The organism is Exiguobacterium sp. s142 (genome assembly GCF_018618455.1).
GTDB lineage: Bacteria > Bacillota > Bacilli > Exiguobacteriales > Exiguobacteriaceae > Exiguobacterium > Exiguobacterium aurantiacum_A.
Genome location: NZ_JACSMB010000010.1, coordinates 62,006 through 82,657, shown reverse-complemented (window position 1 = coordinate 82,657; position 20,652 = coordinate 62,006). Strand labels below are relative to the sequence as shown.

Below are 20,652 nucleotides of genomic sequence, written 5' to 3'. Positions count from 1 at the left end.
CGGCACTCATTTTAGGAGGCACACATGCACAGTGGTGAAGCAATAACATCAGTGAAGAACCAATACGCACGTTACGCGATTCCGTATGTGATTGGAATGCTCGTTTCGTTAGGATTGGCGTTCTACAGCATTGTGGCGGCAATCACCCTGTTCGTGGGCACGCTGATCTTCTTCACGTATCAGCAAGTGACGATCCGGCGAGAACGCAAAGCGTGGGAACGTTATGTCCACTCGCTCTCACATCGGATTGAGGATGTCGGCAAAGAAGCGCTCACGAGTATGCCGATCGGGATTCTAATATTCGATGAGACCCGGCGCATCAGTTGGTTCAATGAACAGTCCCGACTCATCTTTGAACTTGAGATGGAACTGGGCATCTCGATCGACTCGATTCATTCGGCCTTTACGGAGTTGATCGAGGAGGAAGAGGACGAGGCGACGATTGAAGTCGGGGACCGTGTATACCGTGTCCTGTACAATAAGGAATATCAAACGCTGTACTTGTTCGATATGACGGACGAGGCGGAGATTGAACAGAAGTACTCTGAAACGCAGACAGTGATCGGCGTCCTCTACTTAGACAACTACGATGAGATGTCGACTGCCGTCGATGAACAGGTCCGCAGCGAAATCAACCGCCGTGTGACCGTTCTCTTGAACCAGTGGGCGCAAAAATATCACATTTATATGCGGCGGACGGCTGCCGACCGGTTTTTCCTCGTCATGAACGAACGAACGCTCTCGGAACTCGAGAACAATCGCTTCTCGATTCTTGATGAGGTACGGGAAGCGACGAAGGAACATAAAATTCCGCTCACGCTCTCGATCGGTATCGGCTGCGGCGAGACGACGCTGACCGAACTCGGCAACTTGTCCCAATCGAGCCTCGATTTAGGGCTCGGACGCGGCGGTGACCAAGTCGTCGTCAAACGTCATAACGGAAAAGTCCGCTTCTTCGGCGGCAAGACGAATCCGACCGAGAAACGGACGCGGGTACGTGCCCGCGTCATCTCGAACTCGATGCGTGATTTGATTCGAGAGTCGAGCCGTGTCCTCATCATGGGACATAAAAACCCGGATATGGATTCGCTCGGCGCATCGATTGGAATCATGAAGCTCGCTGAGTTTGTCGGTCGTGAGGCGTACGTCGTCATCCCGGCCGGCGAGACGAGTGTCGGGATTCAACGGCTCGTCCATGAAGTCGAGAATGATGAAGACTTGTACAGCCGCTTTTTGACGGAGTTTGAGGCGCAACCGCTCATCGATGACCAGACACTTCTCGTCATCGTCGACACGCATCGTCCCTCACTCGTCATCTCACGGGATCTTTTAGACCGGGCCGAACGAGTCGTCGTCATCGACCATCATCGTCGTGGCGAAGAGTTTATCGAGGACCCGGTGCTCGTCTACATGGAACCTTACGCGTCGTCGACGTGTGAACTCGTGACAGAGTTGATTGAATATCAAGCGGGTACCCGCAAACTGTCGATTTTAGAGGCGACGTCGCTCCTTGCCGGAATCATGGTCGATACGAAAGGGTTCACGCTCCGGACCGGGTCGCGGACGTTTGATGCCGCTTCATTCCTCCGGATTCAAGGAGCGGACACCGTGCTCGTCCAACATTTCATGCGGCAAGACCTCGATTCTTATATCGAACAGTCGCATATTCTAGAGAATACCGACATTTATGCAGGCGGTATGGCAATCGCGGTCGCTTCAGACGACGAGGCCCATCATCAAGTGTTGATCGCCCAATCGGCGGACCAACTCCTGAACATGGAAGGCGTCAAGGCGTCGTTCGTCATCGCCATCTTGCCAGACGGTCGGACCGGAATCAGTGCCCGTTCGCTCGGTGACGTCAACGTTCAAGTCATCATGGAGATGCTCGACGGAGGCGGCCACTTGACGAACGCGGCCACGCAGTTGAACGTGGGTCGCGACGAGGCGAAGCAGCTTTTAAAAGAAGCGATCGATCATTACACGACAGATGAAAACGAGGGAGAGGAATCGGAATGAAAGTCATTTTAAAAGTAGATGTTAAAGGTCAAGGACAGGCAGGGGACGTGAAAAACGTCGCCGATGCTTACGCAAAAAACGTACTCTTCAAGCAAAACTTGGCAGTCGAGGCGACACCAGGCAACTTGAAGGCGTTTCAAGCGAAAGAACGCCGTGCCGAGGAAGCAGCCGAAGAAGAGCTGAAAGCCGCGCAACAGTTGAAAGACAAGCTTGAAAAAGAGACAATCGTCGTCAAGACGAAATCAGGCGAAGGCGGCCGTGTCTTCGGCTCGGTAACGAGCAAACAGATCGGTGAAGCGCTCAAAGGGATGGGCTACAAGATCGATAAGCGTAAAATCGAACTTGAACATCCAATCAAAGCGCTCGGTTTCACAAAAGTGCCCGTGAAGTTGCACCATGACGTCACGGCACTGTTAAACGTACATGTTCAAGAAGCTTGAAGGCGAGGTAGAAACGAATGAGTGATGCGATTCAAGTCAATACTCCGCCACATAGCGTTGAGGCGGAACAAGCCGTCCTTGGGGCAGTTATTCTCGATTCTGACCGGCTGATCACGGCCTCGGAACGAGTCGACCCGGACGACTTTTATCGTGTCAGCCATCAACGGATCTTCGAAGCGATGCTGAAGATCAACGACCGCGGGGAACTCGTCGACTTAGTCACGCTCAGTTCGGAGCTCCAATCACAAGGAATCCTCGATGAGATCGGTGGATTGAACTACTTGGCCGAAATCGCCGAGGCGGTTCCTGCCATCGGGAACATCGGGTACTATTTGAACGTCGTCGATCAAAAGGCGGCGCTCCGGCGTCTCATCCGGACGGCGACGAATATCGTCTCGGACGGATACGAGCGTCAAGACGAAGTCGATGCGGTCCTATCTGATGCCGAGCGAAACATTTTAAAAGTTTCGCAACGGAAAGGCCAATCGAGTTTCCATTCGATCGGTTCGGTTTTGTCGGATGCCTATTCGACGATTGAGAAGCTGCATCAATCGAGCGGTGAGATCACGGGGATCGCGACCGGCTTTAGTGACCTCGACAAGATGACGGCCGGGTTCCAGCGTAACGACCTCATCATCGTGGCTGCCCGTCCTTCTGTCGGGAAGACGGCCTTCGCCCTCAACATCTCGCAAAACGTCGCGGTTCGTACGGGCGAGAACGTCGCCATCTTTAGTCTTGAGATGGGTGCTGAACAACTCGTCATGCGGATGCTCTGTGCGGAAGGCAATATCGACGCGCAGCGTCTGCGGACCGGGCGACTCGAGTCTGAGGACTGGGGACGGCTATCGCTCGCGATGTCGTCGTTATCACAGGCCGGTATCTTTATCGACGATACACCAGGTCTTCGCGTCAACGAGATTCGGGCCAAATGCCGCCGCTTGAAGCAAGAGTACGGTCTCGGCATGATCATGATCGACTACTTGCAGCTCATTGTCGGGACCGGCAAGCCGGGCGAGAACCGGCAACAAGAAGTCTCTGAGATCTCGCGTACGCTCAAAGCGATCGCCCGGGAACTCCAAGTACCGGTCATCGCCTTGTCGCAGCTCTCGCGTGGCGTAGAGAGCCGTCAAGACAAACGGCCGATGATGTCGGATATCCGGGAATCCGGAGCGATCGAGCAAGATGCCGATATCGTCGCCTTCTTGTACCGGGACGACTATTACGATAAAGAGAGTGAAGATGCCAACACGATCGAGATCATCATCGCCAAACAGCGTAACGGTCCGACCGGGACGGTCAAACTCTCGTTCCGGAAAGAGTACAACAAGTTCGTCAACATGGAGACGCAAGCCTTCGCACCACCGATGTGAGATCGGTGGTGTTTTTTTGTAGAATCGGGGAAATAGTAATTGAATGCGAGTCAATAACGAACGAAAGGGTAATACATAAAATTATCGTTCGGTATTAGGTTGACTTTCTGAAGTGGCAAGTGTACACTTACCAATGGTTTGAACAGAACGTTTATCTACAAGGAGGATTCATTATGTCATCAGTAGTCGTAGTGGGAACGCAGTGGGGCGATGAAGGAAAAGGGAAGATCACCGATTTCTTGTCTAAACAAGCCGACGTCGTCGCGCGTTATCAAGGGGGAGACAACGCTGGTCATACGATCGTCTTCAATGATACGAAGTATAAACTTCACTTGATTCCATCGGGGATCTTCTATTCGGACAAGACATGTGTCATCGGGAACGGAATGGTCGTCAACCCGAAGTCACTCATTACAGAGCTTGCATACTTACATGAGCGCGGGGTGAGCACGGACAACCTCCGCATCTCAAACCGGGCCCACGTCATCTTGCCGTATCACCAGCTTCAAGACAAGCTTGAAGAAGATGCGAAAGGTGACGCGAAAGTCGGGACGACACTCAAAGGGATCGGCCCTTGTTACATGGACAAAGCGGCACGGATCGGGATCCGGATCGCTGACCTGCTCGACAAGGAAGTGTTCGCCGAGAAACTGAAGACGGTCCTCGCAATTAAAAACCGGATGTTCGTCAAGATGTATGAAGTCGACGCGGTCGAGTTCGATGATATCTTTGAAGAATACTATGCGTACGGCCAACAGTTTGCCAAGTACGTGTGTGATACATCGGTCGTGTTGAACGATGCGCTCGACGAAGAACAGAAAATCCTATTTGAAGGCGCACAAGGTGTGCTGTTAGACATCGATCACGGGACGTACCCGTTCGTCACATCGTCGAACGCGGCGTCAGGCGGGGTATCGAGCGGTGCCGGAATCGGACCTTCGAAGATCGACCACGTCGTCGGCGTCTGTAAAGCGTACACGTCGCGCGTCGGAGACGGCCCGTTCCCGACCCAGCTCGATGACGAGATCGGTCACATGATCCGTGAAGTCGGTAAGGAGTACGGTACGACGACAGGGCGTCCGCGCCGTGTCGGTTGGTTCGACTCGGTCGTCGTCCGCCACTCGCGTCGTGTCAGCGGCATCACTGACCTATGCCTCAACTCGATCGACGTGTTGACAGGTCTTGAGACGCTTAAAATTTGTACGGCGTACGAGTACGAAGGCAAGCTCCTCGATGAGTACCCGCCTAACTTCCGCGTCCTCGAGAAGTGTGAGCCGGTGTTTGAAGAGCTCCCGGGCTGGACGGAAGACATCACAGGGGTCCGCAAGTTCGAAGACTTGCCGGTGAACGCACAGCGCTATGTCAAGCGCATCGAAGCGTTGACGGGCATCGAACTGTTGACGTTCTCGGTCGGACCGGCGCGTGAACAGACAGTCATCTTGCGTGACATCTACGAAGCATAAGACTAAGAGCCCTCGCGGCTCTTTTTTCATTTCCGTGGAAATGGACCACGCTTTCTAACCCATTGAAAAAGAGTTACAATAGGACGTGTACGTTTAACGATAGAGGAGGACTCACTGAATGGATCGTACGATTTTAGTGGTAGATGACGAACAACCAATCGCTGATATATTGAAGTTTAAACTTGAAAAAGAGGGCTATGTCGTCCACGTCGCTTATGACGGGGAAGAGGCACTCGTGAAAGTCGAGGAGGTCAAACCTGATTTGATCTTGCTCGACATCATGCTCCCGCTCAAAGACGGCATGGAAGTGTGTCGTGAAGTGCGTAAGAAGTATGATATGCCGATCATCATGTTGACGGCGAAAGACTCGGAGATCGACAAAGTACTCGGCCTCGAACTCGGCGCCGACGACTACGTCACGAAGCCGTTCAGCTCACGCGAGCTCTTAGCCCGCGTCAAAGCGAACATGCGTCGTCACGCGACGGCACCGGCTGTCGAAGCGAAAGGCGCCAACGCGAACGATATCGTGATCGGTGACTTGACGATTCATCCGGATTCATACATGGTCACGAAACGTGAAGAGAAGATTGAACTGACACACCGTGAATTCGAGCTCATCCATTACCTGGCCCAAAACATCGGCCAAGTGATGACGCGCGAGCATTTGCTTCAGACGGTGTGGGGTTACGACTACTTCGGAGACGTGCGTACGGTCGACGTTACGGTCCGCCGTTTGCGGGAGAAGGTCGAAGACAGCCCGAGCACGCCGACGTATATTATTACGCGCCGCGGTGTCGGGTACTATTTAAAAGCGGGAGAAGAAGACTAAACGATGAAACGGACGAACTTCTTTAAATCTATCCAGTGGAAGCTCGTCGTCATCTATGCGCTGCTCATCCTTGTTGCGATGCAAGTCATCGGAGTGTACTTCGTACGCTCCCTCGAACGACAATACATCAACAACTTCTCGCAGTCGCTCGTCGATCGGGCCAACCTTCTGAGCTACAACGTCAGTGAAGGGATCGCATCGAACGGCGGTGACTCGACTACTGATCAGCAGTTGAACCAGGTACTGGATCAACTGCTGTCTGAGTTTACGGAGAGCACGACGCTAGCTGACGATATTCGCGAAGTCCAAATTATCGACACGAACAGTGTCGTCCGGGCGACTTCGAACCAAAACAACCAAAGCCTCGTCGGACAACGGACGGCGAGTTCATTCATTCAAAAATCGTTCGCGACAAGCGGTGCGCAAGAGACGCTCGTCTATGAGGACTCGAACGAGCGGATGCGCGTCGTCGCCGTCCCGATCAAATCCGAGGTCGATGGGACGACGACCGGGATGATTTATATCGAGGCGTCGATGCAATCGATTTACAACCAGATGGAGCAAGTGACGAGGATCCTTGCGACCGGTACGCTCATCGCCTTGATTATCACGTCCATCCTCGGAATTTTGCTGTCACGGACGATCACGCGTCCGATTGCGGACATGCGTCGTCAAGCCGTCGAGATGCGAAAAGGGAACTTCTCGCGGAAAGTTAAAGTCTATTCCGACGATGAGGTCGGGCAACTCGCTTACGCCTTTAACGAACTGACCGATGAACTGATGGAAGCGAACGCGACGACCGAGGCGGAACGACGGCGCTTGACGAGCGTGTTAGAGAACATGTCGGACGGTGTTGTCGCGACCGATCGTTCGCTCCGGGTCATCCTCATGAACGACCAGGCCCGCGATATGATCGGTGTCGCCGAAGAAGAGGCGATGGGGGCGAATCTGCAGAGCCTGCTCGAGTTTGATGATGAGATCGTCATCCCGGAAGACGGGACGATGCCGGCGAAATTGATCGATCTCAGTACGGACGAAGAACTGTTCCTCGTCCGCGCCTACTTCTCACCAATTCAAAAGCATAGCGGTCCGATCACCGGTCTCATCGTCGTCTTGCACGACGTGACCGAGCAAGAGCAAGTCGAACAAGACCGCCGTGAGTTCGTCGCCAACGTCAGCCACGAGCTGCGGACGCCGCTCACGACGATGCGGAGCTATCTCGAAGTGCTCGCCGAAGGCGCGTACAAAGATGATGAGCTCGCACCGCGGTTCCTTGAGACGACTCAAAACGAAACCGAACGGATGATTCGTCTCGTCAACGATTTACTCCAGCTCTCGAAGATGGACAGTAAAGAGTATACGATGCAAAAAGTGAAGTTTGACTTCATCCAATTTTTCAACGATATCATCGAGCGCCATGAGATGACGAAAGGCGAAACGATCCAGTTCCGCCGGAAGCTCATGAAGCGTCGCGTCTACGTGCACGCCGATCAAGATAAGATGACGCAAGTGATCGACAACATCATCACGAACGCGGTCAAGTTCTCGCCAGAAGGCGGGACGATCACGTTCCGGACGATGCTGCGGGCGAAACGTCTCGTCATCGGTATCAAAGATGAAGGTGTCGGGATTCCGAAGTCGAACTTGAAGAAAATCTTTGAACGGTTCTATCGGGTCGACAAGGCCCGAGCGCGAAATATCGGCGGGACCGGACTCGGTCTGTCGATTGCCAAGGAAGTCGTTTCAGCCCACGGTGGCGACATTTGGGCTGAGAGCGAGTTTGGACGTGGCACGACGATTTACTTCACCATCCCGTTCGATACGATCGTGGAGGTGAATGACTGATGGGACGAAAACGTTTCTGGGCGAAGCCAGAGCTGATGAAATCGCTCGTCTTGCTTACCTTGATCGTCACGTCCATCGTCCAAACGGTCATCCTTTGGGATTACCATCCGAAGTATCAATCGGTCCAATCCGAGACCCAAGTGGCGACGGTGGACGAGTCGCTGCAACGTCAGGCGAGGCAAATTATCGTGCCAACCCAGACGGTCGTCCACGAGAACAACGCTGTCTTTGCGACGAAGAACACGCCGAAGCAAATCGCTCGGGTCATTCGCGATGCGTTCGAGGCGAACGAGTTTAAACCGCTCGCCGCCAAAAACGTACCGAGCTTGTATGCCGGTGTCAACGAGGCAGTTGAACTGATTTTACCGGAACCATACTATGCGGACACGCTCAGTTACATTTTGCCCGGGTCTTACAGCTTGTCAGGGAAAGTACCGCAACGGGCGCTCATCTTCATGGACGACAACGTCTGGAAAGTCCGGGCGATCATGAGCGATCAGTCGCTGTGGGAAGGCCGGCTCTCTAAAGCCGGACAAGGGGACGTCAACAGTTTGTTCTTAAAAGATTCGAACCGCGCGATGCAACGGGTCACGTACACGGACGAGCGGGTCAACTATATCCCGGTCGTCGGGCCTGAGATGAACGAGCTGTTCGCGTATGACGTCTCACAAATCCAAATCTCGGCACGCCTTGATTGGATGCGCGATACGTTCTTCCCCGGGGACCCGAACGTTCAAGAAGTCGATCCGGCGAGTTCGGTCGGCGCACTCACGAACGGGATCAGCGTCGCCGAGTATGACGCGACGTTGAACGCGAGCCGCTATCGCAACTTGTCACGCAATAGCACCGAGCGCGAGTCGGCGATCGGGCTTGATACGATCGTCGACTTCGTCAACTTTCATGGCGGCTGGGTCGATGAGACATCAGAGAGTCAAGGTCTGTCCCTTCGTTTCGATGCGATCACACCAGCGAACAAAGGCTTTGAGACGACCGTGTTTCGGTTTCACGTGAAAGGGCACCCTGTCTTTAGCCAACGTGATGCGTTTATCAACAACGATGCGATCGACTTATCCACACTGCGCGTTGAAAACGACGGGGCACAAGTCCGGTCCATCACGCGTCATCATCTCGAAATCGACCGGTTGATCTCGGTCGGGACGACACAGCTTGCAGACGGGCAAGACGTCATCGATACGCTCGTCAACGCAGACCGGTTCGAAAACGTGACTGAGATTCGTCTCGGTTATGAGATCGAATACAATGAAGACGCGAGTCGTTACGTCACGTTCTCCCCGAACTGGTTCGTCCGTGAAGCCGGGAGATGGATCCCTTACGACAAGCCGGAAGATTGGACAGAGAGGATGATGTACCGTGGATTGGAGTAAAGCGAAAACGATTTTAATCTTCGCCTTCCTCGCGCTGAACATCTACTTGTTGTTCCAGCTCTTGACGGAAACGTGGGCGACCGAAGTTGTGACGAGCGATAACACGTCAATCGCCCAAATCTTGGACCAACGTGACGTCGACGCATCGAAATTGCCACGGATGGGACGGGATATCGGTTATTTGACCGGCTCGTCTGAGCAGATGTCAGCGTCGATGATCACGAAAAATCGTGAAGTACAATTAGCGACGACGCTCGACAACATGCAGCTTGAAGTCGAGCTCAAACAAGCCATCCCACTCGACGAGAACGACTTGCGGACGACGGCGTCGACATTCGTCACCGATTACGTGCCGTTCGGGTCAGAGTACGCCTACTGGCGGTTTGACCAAGAGACGCGCCAACTCGCGTTCGTTCAGACGTATGAAAACAATAAGATTTTCTCGAACCCGGAAATCGAGGCGGACACGGAGACATATATCGGTCCGTCCCTGTTATTGCTTCAATTGAATGAAAACTACGAAGTGACGGACTACAAGCAGCGCCATTTGACGAACTTGTCGTCGAAATCGCAAGACGACCTCGTCTTGACGGCGAGCGAGGCGATCTCACAACTCGCGGCCCGGAAGTACTTCCAGCCGAACCAAGAGATGCGCGCCATCAACACCGGGTTTTATAGCTTACCGCTCGATAGTTCCGGCAGTTTGATCATCATGCCGCCGCTCTGGTCGATCGCTATCGACGACAACGTATATTTCGTCAATGCCATCGATGGGACGGTCGAGCGGGTCGAATTTAATTTAGAAGACTGAAAGGAGTGATCGAGTGACTTTACGCTACAGTGTGCTCGCGAGCGGTTCGACCGGTAACGCGCTCTATATTGAGACGGACCGGGCGAAATTGCTCGTCGACGCCGGATTGACCGGCAAGGCGATGCAGCAACGCATCACAGACATCGGCCAGTCGTTCGAGGGTATCGACGCACTGCTCGTCACACATGAGCACTCCGACCATATTAAAGGAGTCGGGATCCTCGCCCGAAAGTACAACTTGCCGATCTACGCGAACACGAAGACGTGGGCAGCGATGGAAGACAAAATCGGGAAGATCGATCCGGCCTTGAAGTTTCATTTCGAGGTCGGTGACGTCAAACAGTTCGGGGACATCGAGATCGAGTCGTTCAACGTCAGCCACGATGCGGCCGACCCGATGTTTTATCAGTTCGCCCATGACGGCAAGCGGCTGGCCCACATCACCGACACCGGGTACGTCTCGGACCGGATGAAAGGGCTCATCCGCGGCGCGGACGACTTCATCTTTGAGTCGAACCATGATGTCTCGATGCTACAGATGGGTCGGTACCCGTGGAGCGTCAAACGGCGCATCCTCGGGGACTATGGCCACGTCTCGAACGAAGACGCCGCCATCGCGATGAGCGAGGTCATCGGTGAGCGGACGAAACGGATCTTTTTGGCCCACCTCAGTAAAGACAACAATATGAAAGAACTCGCGCAGATGAGCGTCGCACAGACGCTCGGCATGCGTGACGTCGATCTTGGACGCATCAAATTGCATGACACCGACCCATTAATCCCATGTCCGCTCGTTTCTTTATAAGCGAACTTGGGAAAAGACAGGTAACACTGTCCTGAAGGGGGGGCGCGTCGTGAACGAAGAGAGACACCATGAGTATGAACCTCAAGACGTCGAACCTTTAGAGCACGAAGCAGCATCAATGAACGATTCACCATCGACTTATCCATCCCGAAGCGAGTGGCGTCCGAAGCAAGAGGAACACGTGCGCCATAAGCCACGGCTGAATGTAAAACCGTTATTACTCGGAGGGGTTGGCGGATTCTTAGGAGCGGCGTTATTCTTTTTCGCGATGATGCTCTGGGATTCGCCGACCTCTCGTTTCGTTACAAACGAGCTGGTCCGTACCGAGCAAGCCGTCACCGTCACGGAGTCGGACATCACGGCCGCCGTCACAGGCGCGAAGACGTCCGTCGTCAGCATCACGAACATCCAGCGCGCCTTCACCTCGGACTCGCAATGGGAGGCCGGTGCGGGCTCTGGTGTCGTTTATAAAGTCGACGGGGACACGGCGTACATCGTCACGAACTTCCACGTCATCGAGGAAGCGGACGAGATCAACGTCGCGTTCGCCGACGGGCAAGTCGCCCCGGCCACGATTTTAGGAGAAGACCCGCTCAACGACTTGGCGGTCGCCTCCGTGAAACTTCCGGAGAATATCGACGTCAATCCGATCGTGCTCGGCGATTCGACGGTGCTACAGGCCGGCGAGACGGTGATGGCGATCGGCAACCCGCTCGGCGTCTTTTCAAACTCGGTCACGCGTGGTATCGTCAGTGGTGTCGAACGGACCGTGCCGGTCGATACGAACGCGGACGGTCTCATGGACTATAACGCCGAAGTCATCCAGACCGACGCCGCCATCAATCCCGGCAACTCGGGCGGGGCACTCATCAACATCCGCGGTGAGCTCGTCGGCATCAACTCGATGAAGATCGCCGAAGCGAGCGTCGAAGGGGTCGGCTTCTCGATCCCGGTCAACGTGGCGCTACCGGTCATCGACATGCTCGAGCGTGACGGACGGGTGACACGGGCTCAGCTCGGTGTCACGATCCAAGAAGTCATCGCCGTCCCGGGCAATGTCCGGGAAGAATACGGCATCAGTTTTGACAAAGAGGACGGGGTGTTCGTCGAAGCGATCACACCCGGTAGTCCGGCCGAACAAGCGGGGCTTCGCGTCGGGGACGTCATCACGAAGATCGGCGACCGTGAGATTAAACGTTACGTCGATTTACGTGACGCTTTGTACCGAGACGCCGCGGTCGGGGATAACATCGTCATCGAATATACACGACGAGGCAAGGCAGAAACGACCGAGGCCACATTAACAGAAGCAACGTAAAGGAGCGGCGACGCTTCTTTTTTAAGGAGGAAAATTTGTGGAAAAAAAAGTATGCAAGGAACATGTTGAAATCGCTTTAGACATCATTGTCGATGAGACGGGGGAGTACCCGTTACTCGAAGAACTATCCACAAGTGGACAAGTCAAATGTGAGTTCTGCGACGCCGACGCAACATATGTTGTGTCAAGCAAAAAATGATTGTCAACATGTGGATTTGTGGATAACTCTGTGGATAACCCTATGGATAACTCCGAAAAAACTGTGGAAAAAGGAAGAATTGGATGAATATTTCAATTATCACGGTCGGCAAATTAAAAGAAAAATATTTGAAACTAGGAATTGCGGAGTACACGAAGCGCCTGTCGGCATACGCGAAAGTGCATGAAATCGAGGTTGCGGACGAGAAAGCGCCCGAACATTTGAGTGAAGCCGACATGTTTCTAGTAAAACAAAAAGAAGGCGAGCGGATTTTGGCGAAAATCAGTCCGGACACGCACGTCATCGCTCTCGCCATCGATGCCAAGCAGCGGACGAGTGAAGAGTTCGCCCGTGAGCTCGACAAGTTGGCAACGTACGGCAAGAGCAAAATCGCCTTCGTCATCGGTGGGTCGCTTGGCTTATCCGACGACGTCATGAAACGGTCGGACGATACGATCTCGTTCTCGAAGATGACGTTCCCGCATCAATTGATGAAGCTCGTCTTGTGTGAGCAGATTTACCGGGCGTATCGGATCAATCGGAATGAACCTTACCACAAATGACCACATAAAAAGATGGTTGAAGCGTCAAAGGCATTCATTAGTCTTTGACGTTTTTTTTAGGCGAATCTTCTTCGCTGACGAATGGTAGTCTTATTAAGGATTGAAAGGAGATTGAGCTTTTGAAAAGAATCGTTTTAATCAATGTTGCTTTCTTGATGGAAGTAGAGGAGGCGGAAATACATAAAGATTTCGGAGTGATTGATCAGGTCACGAACGAGTTATGCCATGATCAGGCAGTCAAAATTGGCACGAATGAAGTGAATGTGGATTGGCAGAGTTGCTCCACAGTATTATTAGACCCCCTGTCGATGAACTGTGGACAATGTGCGGCTTGTGGACGCTGGACAACGGACAGAGAAAAAAATGATCCGGTGTTAGAGTTAGGGAATGGAGCGACCTTTAAAGGGAATTTACTATGTGATGACTGTTTACCAGAACATCATAGATGGTCTTTTTAAAAGTGTAACATTACCTGGCATCGTAAACCGGTTCGTCTAATTGGTGAAAGCCACATACGAGGTAAAAGTTGTTTATGAGGTTATCTCCAGACAGCGACTAGAGCATCAATCTAGTCTCTTTTTTATTGAATCCAATCTTAAAAGGATTGTTGATATTTAGTTTCAAATTTAAAATATAGATAAAAATCATCATAAAATGGTATTTTTTATAAAAAATCGTACTATTAGAGGAGCCTTCCACAATGGAATCGAAAAGAGAACGAACGACCCGACGAACATCGTTTTATCAAACATATTTGATACCAATCACAATCGCTACGTCTGTAATTGTATCTGGCACAGTCGGGTACTTTGTCAGCCACTTCAATATAAATAGGGATGCAGACAGGTCTATTGCTCAAGCGGAAATGCAATCGCGCGTCGACGATATGCAGGAAACGTCTGTCACAACTATTGAAAAAGAAATACCACAAATCATTCATGAGTTAGAGGAATACGATAAAGATTTAGCCCAACTCGTTCGACAAATTGATTGGTTAAAGAAAAATGTGGTACCTGTCCGTGAGATGTTGGAGTACATCGATTCAGCGACGTTCGTTATTGCAGGAGTCAACAATGTGATAAGCAGTCCGATGTTAGGAAAAGTGAGTTCTTATTTAAGTTCTGCCAACAGCACGTTAAATGAAGTGGACGCCGCTTTATTTCGATTAGATCACTTATCGAGTATCAAACAAGAGATGGATGAGACGCGTGAACGGGTCAGTCAATTGTATGAGACTTATCAAGCTGAGAATGATCCAGCATTACTTTTAGAGATGGAGCACGAATTGGATACGGAACTCGTGTATCAAATCGAAGACGTTCGAACCTCAACGATTGAAGCGAGGGAGGCCCTAGAATCATCTACAGATGTGATTGTAGCAACGAACTATACCATCTCTGCTTATCAAAAGGCCAAAAACACGAGCGGGAAAGCCATCGAGACGTTGCAATTTTGGAAAGAAGAAAAGAACGAGAACAAAATCGATCAGGACAAGTATGATCAAATTGAAAAAGAGCTTGCAGATTCAAGAGAGCGTCTAAAAAATCTCCCCGAAGAAATGGCCGAGCGATCGAAGAGGACGATCTCATCTATCAATGAAGTGAAGACGGAACTTCAAGTCGTGAGACTGGCTGAAATGATTCAAGCAGACTAAAAAATGATAAAGGAGCGATTGAGTAAGTCGCTAAAAACTAGTCGAAAGTAAAAGACAGGTCACCGAATATCGGTAACCCATCTTTTACTCACTTTACTTTGCATGAACTTCACTCAGCAACGCATGCGTGTTGCTCTCGGAATCGTTAAAGAAGGCCATCCGCGTCTCAAGGTTCTCCATTGGCATCTATAGCGAGTGTAGCGAATGTATTCCCTGTTTAACGAGTTTGACGGATACGTTGAACCGTGAGCATTCCGAGCGCCAGAACGATGGCGAGACCGAAGACGTAGATGAATGGCGATCCAGTCATGCCGATGGCTACTTCGCTCTGAAGCGTTTTGACGTTGTTCGACTCAGCGATTATGTCTGGCTCATAGTTGAGTGTTCGGATGAAGCCAATCCCGAACGTACCGACGAAGTATAGGAGGTGGATTGCGGTCGAGAAAAGGATGGAGCGTTTCGTGATGTTCAATTCAATCTCCCTTTCTGTGTTTCGCTTGCTGACTTTGTGAAAGTTTTTCTTTCATTTGCGCATGTAATTTGGTGACGGTCCCATCCGGATGTGGGGAAATCGCGACTTGGACGTGGACCGGGAACATGGTCCATAGATCGGTCGGATAGTACGAACCGTCACGAGGCACCCGATGACCTTGGATCGTGAATGATTCGTCTTTGTCATCGAGGTATAATACAAGTGGGACCGACATGCCCGTGCCTTGTTCAAAACGGTCTCCTTCTTGGATGTACTCTTGAATGAGCGCCCAAACATAGACCTCATTTTTCGTTGTATTCGTGTCGAGGATTTTATACGTCGTCCATACGTCGCCGCCGAAGTTTGGCTCCATCACTTCTGTCGTCAAATAGCGTTCGATCTCATTTTGATCAACGGAAACGGATTGGCTCATCGAGACGAATGATTCTCCTGTTGCCGTGTGGTAGACGCCTGAGACGAGCGTGATCGTACAAAATGTGGTCAACATGAGTTTTTTCAAAGGAGGTCCCCCGTATCTGTGAACTGATCAAAGATTTGCTTTTATCGTAGCGTATTTATTACGAATTGTGGGATTTATTTACTAAAATTCAAAGGGGATGATCGGATGCAAACAATCTACATAGCAGGTGGCTGCCTATGGGGCGTCCAGGCGTTCATCAAGACGCTACCTGGTGTCATTGAAACGGAAGCTGGACGTGCGAACGGGACGACGAACACGCTTGATGGGGACTATGATGGCTACGCCGAATGCGTCAAAACAACGTTTGACCCAGAAGTCGTTACGATGGATGAATTGATGGATTACTTGTTTGAGATCATCGACCCGTATAGCGTCAATCGTCAAGGCGAGGACGTCGGGGAGAAGTATCGGACCGGTGTCTATAGCGAGGATCTTCGGCATGTGGATGCGGCCCGTGCGTTTATCCACAGACGGCGTGATGTCGATCGAATTGCGCTCGAGGTGTTGCCGCTCACGAACTACGTACGGAGTGCGGACGAGCATCAAGACCGGTTAGAACGCTGTCCGGACGATTATTGCCATATCCCGCAAACGTTGCTCGATAAATACAAATAAGAGCCGACACAGCGTTGTGTCGGCTCTGTTTCGTTAATCGCGTGTGAGTACGTTCACGAGCAGTTGATGTATGACTTCATGGTCGCGCACATCATGTAGCTTGTAGTCGTGTCCGGGCAGTGTATACCACTCAGCCGCCCCGACGTAAGTGATGGTGAGTTCGAGCGTGCCGTCTTCTTGGCACGTCGTCTTCAGTTCGAGCTCTCCGCTAATGACGCCGACTTCTTCAGTCATAACGCCATGTGAGGCTTTGAATGTAGAGGAATGTTGATGCATAGCGGACTCCTTTCTGAATCAGTAAATGCAAGCGTTAATGGCGGTTTGAAGGGCTGCTTTCTCCGATGACTGGAGGCTAAGTCCCCAACGGCTCTTCGTCTCGACCCACATCTTCGCATAAGCGCAGCGTGCCCCGGTCCGTGTCGGTTGCCATGTTGACGGATCTTGGTCACCTTTTGAGCGGTTCGAGCTAGCTGAGACGGCAATCAGTTGCGGGCCAGTTAAATCGTTGGCGAAACTTTGACGTTTCGTCGTCGTCCAACTGTTCGCGCCTGAACGCCATGCTTCAGCCAAAGGTACGACGTGGTCGACGTCGAGGCTAGATGGCGACGTGAATGTGAGCCCATCGTAGTAACTGTACCATGACCCTGACGTGACCGGGCAGTCGCCGACGTATGAGTCCGCGTCGCGTTTCAAGACGATTTGACGAGTGTCACAACCGTTGCCTTGACCGCTCCAATGCGGGAACAAATCGCGGCTATAACCGGTCATCGCACCTTCAGTCTTGACCGTCAACGCGTTCAGCTTTGTGAGGGCGCTCGATTTCGACGGGATACCAGGTGGGAGCGCCGAAGCGGTCGGAGTGGTTAAGTGGAGCGACGTGACGATTAAAACGATGGCGAACAAAGAACTGATGCATTTTTTCAACATGTTTGTGCCTCCTATTATGTATGACGACTGAACGACTCGCATCTATAATTTCTGGATGCACATCGAATATACACGGCAGAGTCAGCTGAAAGATTGAAATTTACGAAAATGAATCAAAAGATTAGAGAAGTTGAGGTCAGGGACATGAGACATGACATCAGACGTCCCGGCTTTAGAACTACTGACATACGCGTGAGCAACAACTATTGGTATAATGAAGTCGGTTTGTAGTCAAGAACGAAGGAGTTGGAACAGATGAATCAAAAAGACATCGCGGCAATCCGCAAGCATTTCAAGTTGAATGCGGAAGCGGTCAAAATCGCTGAAATTTATAATATTTACATCCGGCAAGACAGCAACGAGATCTTCCACGAAGAGATGCGGTCGTTCCCGTTTTTGGAGCAAGAGCACCAAGAGCTATTTTTGACGAGTTTTAAGAAAGTACTCGGCGGCAAGCTCGACGAGAAGCTGTTTGAAGTGAAGTTCGAGCACCCGGAAGCGGGTCAGACCGACCATACGCAGACGCTATTGTACAAAGGACTGCAGACAGAAGACTTAGAGGACTGGGCCGCCTCGATGCAGAAAATCGCGTTGAAGATGGTTCAAGACGCCCCGTTCGAGAAAGATGTCGTCGTCACGTTCATTCGTTTCCAATACAATAAACCGACGCGGCGTCATTCTGAAGAGACGGAAATCGATATGCGCGACGAGGTGTACACGTCACGGTTCATCCTCGGCAGCATCAACCAGACCGAACTGCCGAAACAGTCGCTCGTGTTCGACTTTATCGAGCGTGAGTACAAATCGAACGTCTTCATCAATCCTGTCATCAAACTCGACGCACCCGTCGGCGGCTTCTTGTTCCCGTGTTTCACGGACAACGCGGCCGACGTCAACCATGTCCTGTATGCGGCCCAGAAGGCGCATCAACCGGACTTCGGTTTTATCGAGCACGTGTTGAATGGCACAGAAATCGTGACGGCGGTTGAAGAGAAAGCGATGTTCGAAGAAGTCGTCAAAGCCGTCATCGGGGAAGAAGTCAACTTGGCGACGCTCGCCACCGTCTATGAAGAGATCAATTATTTGATCGTCGCGGAAGAAGAGCGTGAGGACGAGGACGAGACGGTCCCGATGCTTGACGCACGAGCGGTCGAGGTCGTGTTGAAAGCGAGTGGCGTCGAGGACGTGACGACGGAGAAAGTCGAGCAGGCGTTCAAACAAGTCGTCGATGATACGCAATACGAGATGAAGGCGAGCAGCGTCGTCCCGAAGTATACGTCGAAGTCGATTAAAATCAACACGAAAGTCGCGAATATCACGATCAGCCCGCAAGATTTGAAATACGTGAAGCAAGTGAACGTGAAAGGCAAACGATGTCTGTTAATCGAATTGGAAGAGGATACGGAAATCGAAGGATTCAAGTTGATCTCGGAAGAACTGTTCGACTAATTCATCTCGGCTGGACGAAATCCGTTGCACCCGACAGAGCTGATTGAGCATGTTCTCGCAGCGATTGTTCTCTTTACGATGTTATGTATTTCACGGGAAATGGTGAACGGTGATTCGCACGCTGGCTGTGCTCTGTATGCAAGGTAGAAGTGACCGGATATCGTGCGCGAAACAATACAGAGTTGAAATTTTTAGAGTGAGAGATGAAGGCTCAGGCGACATTGCCTGAGCCTTTTTTTGACAATCAGGTGAGGAAGGTTGAATTCAAGACGTGTTATCGGTATGATTCTGTTGAAAGCGTTCTCTCGAAAACATTATTTTTTTACGGTTTTTCGAAAGCGCTTTCGATAACGTGGTCAAAACACAAAAAAGGCTCGGAGAGATCAAACTCTCCGAGACCTGGATTGGTTATTTATGTGCTTTACTCACTTTTAGCTTTTTGCCTTTGATCGGTGTCGACTCCATCGCCTGAAGGACGAGTGAGCCTTTCCCGTTCAAGATGTCGACGTACGTCATCTGATCGGTGATCGTGATGATGCCGATGTCTTCGACTGTCACACCTGGGATTTTGGCGATCGTACCGACGAAGTCGATGGCACGAAGTTTTTTCTTCTTCCCGCCGCTGAAGTGAAGCTTCAGGATGTCTTGGTTGATGCGGGCCGTCTTGTTGTTACGGACGACGCGTCGACCGCTCAACTTCTCTTCGAACGCCGCTTTGCCGCGAGCGACTTGTGCTTCGGTCGGGGCGTCCAGCGTCGGGATCTCGAACTTGATGAACGCTTCGATGGCGCGAACGAATTTACCTTCATAAGGAGTCGCGAGCGTAAGGGCTTTCCCTTTGTTACCGGCGCGGCCTGTCCGTCCGGTCCGGTGTACGTAGCTCTCTTTTTCCATCGGCACGTCATAGTTGATGACGAGATTGACGTTATCGATATCGATGCCGCGTGCCGCGACATCTGTCGCGACGAGATAACGGAAGTTGCCCGTCTTGAACCCTTCCATGACGGCGAACCGGTCTTCTTGCTCGAGTCCGCCATGGAGCCGTTCGCAAGAATAGCCGGCTTTGTCGAGCTCGCTGTATACGGTGTCGACATGTTCTTTCGTCCGGCAGAAGATGAGGCAGCTGTCAGGATTTTCAACGACCGTGATGTCTTGTAACACCGACAACTTGTCTTCATTGCGGACTTCAATCAAGCCGTGCTCGATCGTCGAGGCCGTGACGCCAGCAGACTCGATCGAGATGCGGGTCGGCTCGTTCATGTGTTGTTTACACAGACGCTCGATGTCGTTCGGGAACGTGGCCGAGAACACCATCGTGACGCGATCAGTCGGTAGCTTTTGAATGATGGCTTCGACGTCAGCGAGGAAACCGCGGTTCAACATCTCGTCCGCCTCATCGATGATCAAGTACTTGATTTGGTCCAAGACGAGCGTTTCACGTTCGATATGGTCCATGACACGTCCCGGTGTCCCGACGACGATATGCGTCTTCTGTTTCAAGTCTTCACGTTGTTTCGAGAACGGTTCTTTCCCGTAAACGGCAGTCGCCTTGATTCGTTTGAAGCGGCCGATGTTCGTCATGTCTTCCCGGACTTGGACGGCGAGCTCGCGTGTCGGTGTGAGAATTAACACTTGTGGTTTGTTTTCTTCCCACTCGATCATTTCAGTGATAGGAATGCCGAATGCGGCCGTCTTGCCGCTTCCGGTCTGTGCTTTGACGACTAGATCTTGGTGCTCGAGTGCGAGCGGGATGACTTTCTGTTGCACTTCTGTCGGTGCCACGTATTTCATGATGCCGAGTGCGCGTTGGATGTCTTCACTTAAGCGGTAGTCCGCAAAGTTTGGTTGATTCATATGTTTACCTCGTTTTCGTGTAAGAAACTTCTGTTGTAGAAATTTTCATTAGCAATTTAGTTTACGTCTCATTATACACGAAAGGGAGCAGTTCGTCGTTCATCCGTGAAATCGAGCGAGTGCGAAGGGGGAGAGGTCGAACTGACTTCTACCGTC

Annotated in this window: 21 protein-coding genes; 16 read left to right on the top strand and 5 right to left on the bottom strand. The window is 51.6% G+C overall.

Going from position 1 to position 20,652, the window contains the following annotated elements; all coding sequences use genetic code 11:
- Positions 1-24 precede the first annotated feature (24 nt).
- The 14 genes from KNP77_RS10370 to KNP77_RS10305 all read left to right on the top strand — a co-directional run bounded on the left by KNP77_RS10370 (position 25) and on the right by KNP77_RS10305 (position 14,698).
- Complete coding sequence (locus tag KNP77_RS10370) at positions 25-2,016, top strand: DHH family phosphoesterase (RefSeq protein WP_070329343.1); 1,992 nt, start codon at positions 25-27, stop codon at positions 2,014-2,016.
- On the top strand, positions 2,013-2,456 hold the full coding sequence (gene rplI / locus KNP77_RS10365; RefSeq protein WP_070329344.1) for a 50S ribosomal protein L9: 444 nt from the start codon (positions 2,013-2,015) through the stop codon (positions 2,454-2,456). The genes KNP77_RS10370 and rplI overlap by 4 nt, the downstream gene beginning before the upstream one ends.
- Before the next feature lie 17 nt (positions 2,457-2,473).
- Positions 2,474-3,826: a replicative DNA helicase gene (gene dnaB, locus KNP77_RS10360; RefSeq protein WP_070329345.1), complete on the top strand. Its 1,353-nt coding sequence runs from the start codon at positions 2,474-2,476 to the stop codon at positions 3,824-3,826.
- Positions 3,827-3,999: 173 nt separating this feature from the next.
- Positions 4,000-5,289 carry an adenylosuccinate synthase gene (locus KNP77_RS10355; protein ID WP_070329346.1) on the top strand — a complete coding sequence of 430 codons (1,290 nt, stop codon included), beginning with the start codon at positions 4,000-4,002 and terminating at the stop codon, positions 5,287-5,289.
- Positions 5,290-5,407: 118 nt separating this feature from the next.
- Positions 5,408-6,118 carry a response regulator YycF gene (gene yycF / locus KNP77_RS10350; protein ID WP_070329347.1) on the top strand — a complete coding sequence of 237 codons (711 nt, stop codon included), beginning with the start codon at positions 5,408-5,410 and terminating at the stop codon, positions 6,116-6,118.
- Between the two features lie 3 nt (positions 6,119-6,121).
- Complete coding sequence (gene walK, locus KNP77_RS10345; RefSeq protein WP_070329348.1) at positions 6,122-7,963, top strand: cell wall metabolism sensor histidine kinase WalK; 1,842 nt, start codon at positions 6,122-6,124, stop codon at positions 7,961-7,963.
- Positions 7,963-9,348, top strand: coding sequence for a two-component system activity regulator YycH (gene yycH, locus KNP77_RS10340; RefSeq protein WP_070329349.1), 1,386 nt, complete (start codon positions 7,963-7,965; stop codon positions 9,346-9,348). The genes walK and yycH overlap by 1 nt, the downstream gene beginning before the upstream one ends.
- Complete coding sequence (locus tag KNP77_RS10335; RefSeq protein WP_214890624.1) at positions 9,335-10,159, top strand: two-component system regulatory protein YycI; 825 nt, start codon at positions 9,335-9,337, stop codon at positions 10,157-10,159. Before yycH ends, KNP77_RS10335 begins: the two co-directional genes overlap by 14 nt.
- A 13-nt stretch (positions 10,160-10,172) precedes the next feature.
- A complete protein-coding gene (locus tag KNP77_RS10330) occupies positions 10,173-10,964 on the top strand; it encodes an MBL fold metallo-hydrolase (RefSeq protein ID WP_070329351.1) in 792 nt (263 codons plus the stop codon).
- A gap of 49 nt (positions 10,965-11,013) precedes the next feature.
- Entirely contained in the window at positions 11,014-12,282 is a 1,269-nt protein-coding gene (locus KNP77_RS10325) for a S1C family serine protease (protein WP_070329352.1), read from the top strand.
- A 37-nt stretch (positions 12,283-12,319) separates the two neighbouring features.
- The gene (locus KNP77_RS10320; protein WP_071398695.1) at positions 12,320-12,481 is read left to right on the top strand and encodes a CxxH/CxxC protein; all 162 of its coding nucleotides are present in this window, start codon (positions 12,320-12,322) and stop codon (positions 12,479-12,481) included.
- An 83-nt stretch (positions 12,482-12,564) separates the two neighbouring features.
- Complete coding sequence (gene rlmH / locus KNP77_RS10315) at positions 12,565-13,044, top strand: 23S rRNA (pseudouridine(1915)-N(3))-methyltransferase RlmH (protein ID WP_016509065.1); 480 nt, start codon at positions 12,565-12,567, stop codon at positions 13,042-13,044.
- 119 nt (positions 13,045-13,163) lie between these two features.
- A complete protein-coding gene (locus KNP77_RS10310; protein WP_070329356.1) occupies positions 13,164-13,502 on the top strand; it encodes a hypothetical protein in 339 nt (112 codons plus the stop codon).
- A 296-nt stretch (positions 13,503-13,798) separates the two neighbouring features.
- Positions 13,799-14,698 carry a coiled-coil domain-containing protein gene (locus KNP77_RS10305; protein ID WP_214890621.1) on the top strand — a complete coding sequence of 300 codons (900 nt, stop codon included), beginning with the start codon at positions 13,799-13,801 and terminating at the stop codon, positions 14,696-14,698.
- Positions 14,699-14,915: 217 nt separating this feature from the next.
- Here KNP77_RS10305 and KNP77_RS10300 read toward each other — a convergent pair whose 3' ends face one another.
- Positions 14,916-15,170 (bottom strand): hypothetical protein, encoded by a 255-nt coding sequence (locus tag KNP77_RS10300; RefSeq protein ID WP_070329358.1) that lies wholly within the window; start codon positions 15,168-15,170, stop codon positions 14,916-14,918.
- Position 15,171: 1 nt separating this feature from the next.
- Positions 15,172-15,678, bottom strand: coding sequence for a hypothetical protein (locus KNP77_RS10295; protein ID WP_251139030.1), 507 nt, complete (start codon positions 15,676-15,678; stop codon positions 15,172-15,174).
- A 117-nt stretch (positions 15,679-15,795) separates the two neighbouring features.
- Between KNP77_RS10295 and KNP77_RS10290 the strand changes: the two genes are divergently transcribed.
- Positions 15,796-16,266, top strand: a complete 471-nt coding sequence (locus KNP77_RS10290) for a peptide-methionine (S)-S-oxide reductase (RefSeq protein ID WP_070329359.1) — start codon at positions 15,796-15,798, stop codon at positions 16,264-16,266.
- A gap of 33 nt (positions 16,267-16,299) precedes the next feature.
- On the opposite strand, the gene KNP77_RS10285 is transcribed toward KNP77_RS10290, so the two are convergent.
- The gene (locus KNP77_RS10285; RefSeq protein ID WP_214890618.1) at positions 16,300-16,542 is read right to left on the bottom strand and encodes a hypothetical protein; all 243 of its coding nucleotides are present in this window, start codon (positions 16,540-16,542) and stop codon (positions 16,300-16,302) included.
- 18 nt (positions 16,543-16,560) lie between these two features.
- Complete coding sequence (locus KNP77_RS10280; protein ID WP_214890616.1) at positions 16,561-17,193, bottom strand: HNH endonuclease family protein; 633 nt, start codon at positions 17,191-17,193, stop codon at positions 16,561-16,563.
- A gap of 255 nt (positions 17,194-17,448) precedes the next feature.
- On the opposite strand from KNP77_RS10280, the gene KNP77_RS10275 reads away from it, so the two are divergent.
- The gene (locus KNP77_RS10275) at positions 17,449-18,642 is read left to right on the top strand and encodes a DUF4317 domain-containing protein (protein WP_131457794.1); all 1,194 of its coding nucleotides are present in this window, start codon (positions 17,449-17,451) and stop codon (positions 18,640-18,642) included.
- A 408-nt stretch (positions 18,643-19,050) separates the two neighbouring features.
- On the opposite strand, the gene KNP77_RS10270 is transcribed toward KNP77_RS10275, so the two are convergent.
- Positions 19,051-20,496 (bottom strand): DEAD/DEAH box helicase, encoded by a 1,446-nt coding sequence (locus KNP77_RS10270; protein ID WP_214890613.1) that lies wholly within the window; start codon positions 20,494-20,496, stop codon positions 19,051-19,053.
- Positions 20,497-20,652: the final 156 nt, after the last annotated feature.